Source organism: Actinomadura sp. HBU206391 (assembly GCF_014323665.1).
GTDB lineage: Bacteria > Actinomycetota > Actinomycetes > Streptosporangiales > Streptosporangiaceae > Actinomadura_C.
Genome location: NZ_JABVEB010000250.1, coordinates 1 through 7684, shown reverse-complemented (window position 1 = coordinate 7684; position 7684 = coordinate 1). Strand labels below are relative to the sequence as shown.

The following is a 7684-nucleotide window of genomic DNA, read 5'->3' as shown; positions in this document are numbered from 1 at the left end:
CCTCCGCGTTTCAGTTTGAGGTCGGCTGAGTTGGGTTGTTGTCGTTGGTGGTGGTCATCGATTCGGTGGTGTTGTCAGGGCATGCCGGTGGCCCGACGCGTGGCCGGGTGCTCCTTAGATTCCTCGGGTCGTGGATGGGCAGGGACGGTTTGTCGGGTCAGGTGGCCGGGCATGGCAGGGCCGTGAGGCGGGCGAATGCGGTGGTCAGTTCGTTGCGCCAGGGCCAGGTGGCGGCGATCCGCAGGCGGAGGCGGCGTCCGCCGCGGGTGATGCGGGCTGCGGCGTGCAGCAGCCGATAGCGGAGCCTTTTGGGCTCGGCGGTGGTCAGCTCTCCTTCCAGGAGCAGGATCTGGGTCCAGGCGAGCAGGTCGATGGCGGTCAGGGACAGCTCCAGCCAGGCCGCGTTGATCTGGAAATGGCGGGAGGGGAAGCGGCCGAAGCCGGTGGTCTTGCCGCAGCGGATGCGGTCCTCGACGCGGGTGTGGGCGCGGTGGCGGACTTCCAGGTGCTGGATCGAGCCGCCGCCTTCGTAGGGTGTGTCGGTGAGGAAGACCTGGTGGCGCATGCCCTCGTCGGTGTCGAACAGTGACAGTTGGGCGCCGGGGTGCGGACGCTCGCGTCGCACGACGATCCGGGTTCCCTCGGGGTAGCCGGCCAGGTCGGCCATGCCGGTCAACTCGGCGACCTGTGCCCCCTCTCGTAGGGAGCCGTCCTGCTCCAGCGCCGGGTGCCAGACCCGCTCGGGCAGGGCCTTGATCGCACGTCGGATCGGCTCGGTGACGGCGTATCCGACGGAGAAGAAGGTGTGGATGCCCTGTTCCCGCAGGTTGCGGAGGTGGGTCAGGAACGCCTTTGCGCTGCCGGCGCTATCGGCACGGATGAGGATTTCGGTGCCGTGGCGGTGGGTGTCGGGGAGTTGAGCGAGGGCGGCGTCGAGCACCTGGATGTGGTCGGTGGCGGTGTTGGCACCGGCGTTGCCCGGTCGTAGCAGGCCGGCCAGGGCTTCGCTGGTGTTGTCCAGGAAGCACGGCAGTGGGTGGTAGCCGAAGCCGTGCTTGTAGGTGGGGGCTGCCTGTTCCTTGTCGGAGTGGCAGGTGATCAGGGTGGCGTCCAGGTCCAGAACCAGGCCGGATAGGTCCCGGCCACTGGCCCGGGACGTCGGTATCCCGCGGCCGGTCTCGGCGGCCTGAAGCCAGGCGAGTTCGCGTGCGGCGGCCCGCCCTGAGCGCAGGCGGCCCAGGGCGGCCGAGTCAATGTCGGCCAGCACACGCCAGGCGGTGGGAGTGGAGGCGACCGGGCCGAAGACCTCGCGCTGGTCGCGCAGCAGGGCCAGGTCGGCGATGGCCTCGCCGCCGTCGGCGAGCATCACCGCCAAATCGACCGCCACCCGGCCCGGGTCGTGTCCGGTGCCGCGTGGGCGCAGTTGGCACAGCGCGCCGGCGAAGGCACTGGTCAGGCCGGTGGCATCGGCGAGATCCGCCAGCAGCCGGGAACCGGCATGAGTGACCACTCCGCAGCCGTCTGCCGAGACGACAAGTTTGGGACGCGACCCGGTAGTGTGCACGCAGAAGGTGCCTTCCCGCTGGTACGACAGAAGCCCTAGACAAGCCTCATCGTCCCAGTTCAGAAGGCACCTTTGCTATTCGGCTCACGACCCGGACACGGCCCAAGTGAAACGCGCAGGCTAGCCGCTATTGGGTGAGGTCTGCCAGGACGTCGAGGTCGTCGATCTGGAAGGCGGTGCTGTAGCGGTAGCCACGGCGGACCTGCTGTGGGGCGAGGGCGTCGAGCTCAGCGTCCGGGGCGGGGTAGTACGACAGTGTCGCAGGGCCCTCCCAGATTTCGGTGCGGGTTGCGCCGGACAGTCGGCACCTGACCAGTTCGTGGACCACTGGCTTGTCGTGCTGTCCGGCGCTCAGGCGGGGAAAGTGTCGGACGTTGATGACGGGTCGGCGGCCGAGGAACACCGGGTCGGTCGAGACGTGATCGAGGGTGAGGGTCGCTTCGGCCAGACGTCGGCCATTGCTGGACAGGCTGGCTGCGAAGACGCCGCCGGGGCCGACCTGCGGCGCGGCCGGTGAGGGCAGCGGGAACGGTCGGGTGGTGTGCACCTGGCCAAGTCTCTTGGGCCAGCCCTGGATCCAGCCGCGCGCCATGGAGGTGTCCCGGTCGACGTAGATATATGGGCAGGTCTGCACCGCGGTGCGCCCGTACACGGCGTTAACGAGCACCAGGAACTCGTGGTATTGGCTGCGTACCGGGTCGGTGAGTTCCTCGCCGCTCGTGCTGGCGTACTGCCAGTCCACGAAAAACGCGGTGCAGCCGCCTGGGTCACCCGGGTCGGGAGCCAGCCCGGGCGGCAGCACGGCCGCGACTGCTTGCGGGTCAGCCGCATAGTCGATCAGCAGTAGGTTCCCGGCATAGAACCATGGTGGCGGCGGGGTGAGGCTCGTTCGGCCCTGTGGGGACCGCGGCACGCTGAAACCCTGCATCATTTCCTCCAAACGATTCGTTCACTATAATGAACATATGGTGGAGGAGATCGTCAAGCGAGTCGCTGCGAATGTCCGCGCCGTGCGCACCGACAGTGGGCTGAGCCTGTCCGAACTCGCGCGCCGTGCAGGGGTGTCGAAGGGCGTGCTGTCGCAGATCGAGGCCGGTCGGGCCAATCCGACGGTGGAGACGCTGTGGGCGTTGGCGCAGGCCCTTGACGTCCCGTTCAGCGACCTGACCGCTGAGCCGGTCCAGCCACAGGTGACGGTGATCCGCGCGGCCGAAGGTGAGTGGATCACCGGGACACCGATCAGCTCACGGCTTGTGCAACGGCTGGCTACCCCCGGTGTGCTCGAGGTTCATCAGATCCGGGTCCAACCTGGCACCGCCCGACAGAGCGCGGCGCACGCCCGGGGGCTGACCGAGCATGTCGTGCTGCACACCGGGCGGATGCGGCTGGGCCCTGTCGAGCATCCCGTCGTCCTCGACGCCGGCGACGCCGCCTCCTACCTGGCCGACTGCCCGCACCTGTACGAGGCGCTCGAACCCGACACCACCGGACTGATCCTCATGAGCTACCCCACGACCAGGAGGCCCGCGTGACCGGACCCACCGACCCGCCCAGCATGAACCGCACGTCAGTCGTGCCACAGATCAGCGGCGGTGGGTCGTCGTCGAACGGGATCTGTCCATCGGACTGGCTGCCAACACCGCCGCCGTGCTCGCCCTGACCCTGGGCAAGACCGCCCCAGACCTCATCGGGTACTATGCCGACGACGGCCAGGGGCGCAGCTACCCAGGGCTGACCACGCTGCCGCTGCCCGTGCTGACCCTGGATGCACCCGGGCTCGTGGATCTGGTTGACGCTGCACGCCACAGTGGTCTACTCGCCGGAGTCATGACCCGCACCGCTCAACGCGCCAAAACCTACCTCGGGTACCTTAATCAGCTGCGGAACACCACCACAGTCGACCTGAACCTGATCGGAGTGGCCCTGCTCGGGCCCGACCGCAGAGTACGACGCCTGACCGGCAGCCTGCCCCTCCTACGCTGAGGCCAGCGCCGAACGGCAAGAGCACATCCACACCGGTCCAGGTCAGCGGCTCGCATCCGCATCACCTCACCTCGCGCCGGGCCCCGCCCCGCAGGTCTAACCCGTCGCCAACGACGTGCCTGACACGATCGGTATGGATCTTCAGCCGGCACGGCTCACGTCGGTACGCCGCACCAACGACTCACTCGACCACCGGAGAGTGACCCTGGACTGCCCCGACCACGGCGGGATCGGTGGCATATCGGGAGCACGCTGCTCCACCGGGCCCTGACACAACCCAGCTGGGGGTCGTGGTCGGCGGGGTTGTGGACACCGGGAGCACCACTGGCAGCGGACGTGTGTGGGCATGATCGGTGATGCCGGTCGAGTGCGGTCCATTGGCGTTGGAGCCTGGCCGTCAGACGTGTGCGCATACCGGTGGTGACGTGGCTGTAGACGCCTTGGATGCCGGGCACGTGGTGGCCAATCCATTCATGCACCAGCACCGGCGGCGGGTCGCCCTCATCCAGCACGGTCTTGTGGAAATGCCACAGCCCGTGGAACACCGCACCATCCAGGATGGGCGGCCAGCCTCGCTGGAGGTCACCGTCACAGCACGGCCGCCACAGGCGGCGACCGAAGTTCGACGTCGCAGCCAGGCTCCGCTGGGCCCGCAGAACACCTGCTCATGCTCATGAACGTCCACACATCCGTGAGGAACTCGGTCAGAAAGGGCGGCAGGTCGATGCGAAGGGCGGCGGCCTTGCGCTTGGGCGGACCGAGCCACATCCTCCCACCGACCTCACGCAGCAACCCGACATCGGGGGCGATGAGGAGGTAGGCGGCACGTCCGCCTAGTTACTCTGCGCGCTTGGCGATGGCCAAGCCCGACAGGGTAGTGGTTGCCGTAGCAGCGTGCCGAGTATCGCCAAGGCTTCGTTGATGTCGGTCGGGGCGTTGGCGGCGTAGCCGAGGATGAGTCCTGGCGGGTGCGGTTGTTGGCTGTGCCACGATAGGGGATGCACCTTGACGCCGTGTGTGAGCAACTGAGCGGCCAGTTCAGTATCGGCGAGCTTGGCGTATTTGGCGTCGAGGGTGATCATCAGGTGCAGACCGGCGGCGGCACCGTGCACTGTCGCGCCTGGCAGGTGGGTTCTGATCGCCTCGATCATCGTGTCCCGGCGGTGGCGGTGACGGCGGCGCAGGAGCCGTAGCTGGCGTTCTAGGCGGCCTGATTCCATGAGCTGTGCCAGTACGAGTTGAGGCAGTATGGGATTGCCCAGATCGGCGAACCGTTTCGCCTCGACCAAGGCATCGGTGTACTTGCGGGGCGCCAGCATCCAGGCCACTCTCAGCGCGGGGGCGAGCAGCTTGGATATGCTCCCGGTGTAGAAGACGTGATGGGGGAGTATCGATCGCAGGGCGGGAACCGGCGGCCGGTCGTACCGGTGCTCGGCGTCGTAGTCGTCCTCGGCGATCAGCCCACCCTCGTTAGCCCAGGCCATTAGCTCGCGGCGGCGGGCGCCTCCCAGCACCACTCCGGTTGGGAACTGGTGTGCGGGGGTGAGCATCACCGCTGGGAGGCCGCTGGTGCGCAATACGTCAACGCGTACTCCCTGAGAGTCGACCGGGATAGGCGGGGTGTCGAGTCCTCCGTCCCGTAGGTGTTGGCGTACCCCGAGTGACCCGGGATCCTCCACCGCGATCGCGTCGATCCCGGTGTCACGGAGCAGTCGGGATAGCAGGCCGAGCGACTGGGCGGTGCCGGCGACGATGATGACCTCGCTGGCCTCTACCCGGATTTCGCGGTAGCGCGCCAGCCATTTCGCGACGGCTTGCCGCAGCGCCGGAGCTCCCCGCGGGTCCCCGTAGCCGAGGTCGGACGCGGATAGGTTGGTGAGTACGGTGCGTTCTGCCTGCAGCCACGCGCTGCGCGGGAACGCGGCGAGGTCGGGCAGGCCGGGTGACAGATCGATCCGTGCCGGGGCGGCCCGTAGCGCATCGAAGATCTCCGCGTTGGGCGGTGCGGTGAACAGCGCACTGGTCGGTGGGTCTTTGGGCGCTGGTGTGCTGGCCGGAGCCTCCATTGGGGTCGCGACCACGATGGTGCCGCCGCGGCGCCGTCCGACGACGTGTCCGTCTTCTGACAGGCGCTGGTAGGCCTCGGTGACCACGCTCCGGGAGATCTGCAGTTCAGCGGCGAGGATCCGGGTGGCAGGCAGTCTGCTGCCCATCGGCAGGCGGCCATCGGAGATTGCGACCCTGAGCTGCCCGGTGAGCCAGTCGATCAGGCCGCCCACTGGAGCCTCGGCGACGTTGAGCTGGAGGAAGTCGGATCCCGATGTTATGGACTGCTCGGATGCAGCTCTTATGGACCTGTGCATCGGGCCATTGTTGCAGCAAAGTAGACGCATGAACACCGCACTGTCAGAACACTCGTCGTGAGCATCGCATTCCTGGTGACCACGCTTGTCATTGTCGCTACGCCAGGCACGGGCGTCATATATACGCTGGTGGCCGGCCTTTCCCGCGGCCGCGTGGCGAGTATAGTCGCGGCGCTCGGATGCACGCTCGGCATCGTTCCGCACATGGTGGCGGCAATCACAGGTGTGGCGGCGCTGTTGCACACGAGCACGCTGGCCTTTCAATTGTTGAAGTATCTCGGCGTGACCTATCTCCTCTACATGGCATGGGCCACGCTCAAGGACAAGGACGCGATCGCCACAGAGCAGGAGACCATCTCGCGCCCGGCGCGCCAGGTGATCTTCTCCGGCATCCTGATCAACATCCTCAACCCGAAGCTGACCATCTTCTTCTTCGCCTTCTTGCCGCAGTTCGTGCGCCCCGGCGAGCCGAACTCCGTACTGCGGATGCTGGAGTTGAGCGCCGTGTTTATGCTGTTCACCTTCATCGTCTTCGCCATCTACGGCATCCTAGCCGCTTCAGTACGGAACCACGTAACGTCACGACCAAAGGTGATGGCGTGGATGCGGCGGGTCTTCGCCGTATCCTTTGTCGCGCTCGGCGCCAAACTCGCCTTCGCCGTCTGACTTATCCAATCACTACAGAGAATCCCGTCATGTACTTTCAGCACTCACCCGACATCTGGGGAGAGTATCCGGAGCTGGCCGCCGGTGTGGTCTTCGCCACGGGCATCACCCCGGACGTTTCTGTCGATCCTCAGGTCGCGCAGTTCAACACCATTGCCAAGGCGCGACTCGCGACAGGATCAGAAGCCGAGTTGCCGGAAATACAGGCTTGGCGGAGCGCCTTTTCAAAGATGGGGCTCAAGCCCACGCAGTATCGGTGCGCCTCGGAGTCCCTTCTACGGCGCTTCAGGAAAGAGGGCTCACTCCCGAACATCCATCCCTTGATCGATCTATGTAATGCGGTCTCGCTTGCGTTCGCGATTCCGGTGGCCGCCTTCGATGCCACTAAGCTCTCCGAGAGTCTCGAAGTGCGCTATGCCACCGGTGACGAGCACTATCTGACGTTCTCGGGCAAGACCGAGCATCCCAACGTACATGAGGTGATCTTCGCCGACGCTGCCGGCACAGCGCATTCCCGGCGCTGGACCAATCGGCAGAGCGGCTACTCCGCTATCCGGCACACGACGACCACAGTCCTCATCGTCGCCGAAGGAATGCACCGATCGGCGACCGCCGACGTCGCAAAACTCGCGGCCGTCCTCACCGGCGAACTGGCAGCCATATGGTCGATCTCGCCGGACACCGCAGTCCTGAATCCATCCGCACCACGGTTCGAGTTCTGATGCCAAAGCGACTTTTGCGCCTCGGCTCGTCGTCGCAGGAGGCGTCTGGAGAGGAAGCCCGTCGAATTGATTTTCTCCTTGGCGGCTGCGGTAGAGCGATATCGCGAACGAGAAGGCCAGGCGGTATAACGGGGCGGATTGACGCGATAATACTCAGCGTTTATCGGGGGTTCAGGGAGGTGTCCGCGAGTTTGTTGGGCGATTTCATCAATATGCGTCGTGAGCGATGGGCGAGCTCCCGGTCGGCAAGCACTGCGGTGCATGCCCATCCGCGCCGCCGTTGATGAGGCGGCCGTCATCGATGTGATCGGCCGATCGATGTGACCACTGGGGTATCGCCGCCGACGGGTTACCTGGGGATGCTGATGCATCCCATCGGGGGCCGT

General features: G+C 66.2%; 6 protein-coding genes and 1 pseudogene. 4 read left to right on the top strand and 3 right to left on the bottom strand.

Annotated elements, in window-relative coordinates; genetic code table 11:
* Positions 1-157: 157 nt before the first annotated feature.
* Together HKK72_RS33040 and HKK72_RS33035 are read right to left on the bottom strand one after the other, a co-directional pair.
* The gene (locus HKK72_RS33040) at positions 158-1594 is read right to left on the bottom strand and encodes an IS1380 family transposase (RefSeq protein WP_187238354.1); all 1437 of its coding nucleotides are present in this window, start codon (positions 1592-1594) and stop codon (positions 158-160) included.
* Between the two features lie 97 nt (positions 1595-1691).
* Positions 1692-2477 (bottom strand): acetoacetate decarboxylase family protein, encoded by a 786-nt coding sequence (locus tag HKK72_RS33035; protein ID WP_222721441.1) that lies wholly within the window; start codon positions 2475-2477, stop codon positions 1692-1694.
* A 52-nt stretch (positions 2478-2529) separates the two neighbouring features.
* On the opposite strand from HKK72_RS33035, the gene HKK72_RS33030 reads away from it, so the two are divergent.
* A complete protein-coding gene (locus HKK72_RS33030; protein ID WP_187238351.1) occupies positions 2530-3096 on the top strand; it encodes a helix-turn-helix domain-containing protein in 567 nt (188 codons plus the stop codon).
* Positions 3097-3172: 76 nt separating this feature from the next.
* Positions 3173-3547 (top strand): annotated as a pseudogene (locus HKK72_RS33025) (DUF2000 domain-containing protein); the annotation flags it as partial.
* An 833-nt stretch (positions 3548-4380) separates the two neighbouring features.
* On the opposite strand, the gene HKK72_RS33020 reads toward HKK72_RS33025, so the two are convergent.
* A complete protein-coding gene (locus tag HKK72_RS33020; RefSeq protein WP_187238350.1) occupies positions 4381-5910 on the bottom strand; it encodes a PLP-dependent aminotransferase family protein in 1530 nt (509 codons plus the stop codon).
* Between the two features lie 57 nt (positions 5911-5967).
* Between HKK72_RS33020 and HKK72_RS33015 the strand changes: the two genes are divergently transcribed.
* The gene (locus HKK72_RS33015; protein WP_187238349.1) at positions 5968-6576 is read left to right on the top strand and encodes a LysE family translocator; all 609 of its coding nucleotides are present in this window, start codon (positions 5968-5970) and stop codon (positions 6574-6576) included.
* Positions 6577-6605: 29 nt separating this feature from the next.
* On the top strand, positions 6606-7298 hold the full coding sequence (locus HKK72_RS33010; RefSeq protein ID WP_187238348.1) for a B3/4 domain-containing protein: 693 nt from the start codon (positions 6606-6608) through the stop codon (positions 7296-7298).
* The last annotated feature ends 386 nt before the right edge of the window (positions 7299-7684 follow it).

What these genes read in the sequence shown, in the direction of transcription:
- HKK72_RS33030 (WP_187238351.1), top strand. Translation starts at nt 2,530, where the DNA reads ATGGTGGAGGAGATCGTCAAGCGAGTCGCTGCGAATGTCCGCGCCGTG.
- HKK72_RS33020 (WP_187238350.1), bottom strand. Translation starts at nt 5,910, where the DNA reads ATGCACAGGTCCATAAGAGCTGCATCCGAGCAGTCCATAACATCGGGA.
- HKK72_RS33010 (WP_187238348.1), top strand. Translation starts at nt 6,606, where the DNA reads ATGTACTTTCAGCACTCACCCGACATCTGGGGAGAGTATCCGGAGCTG.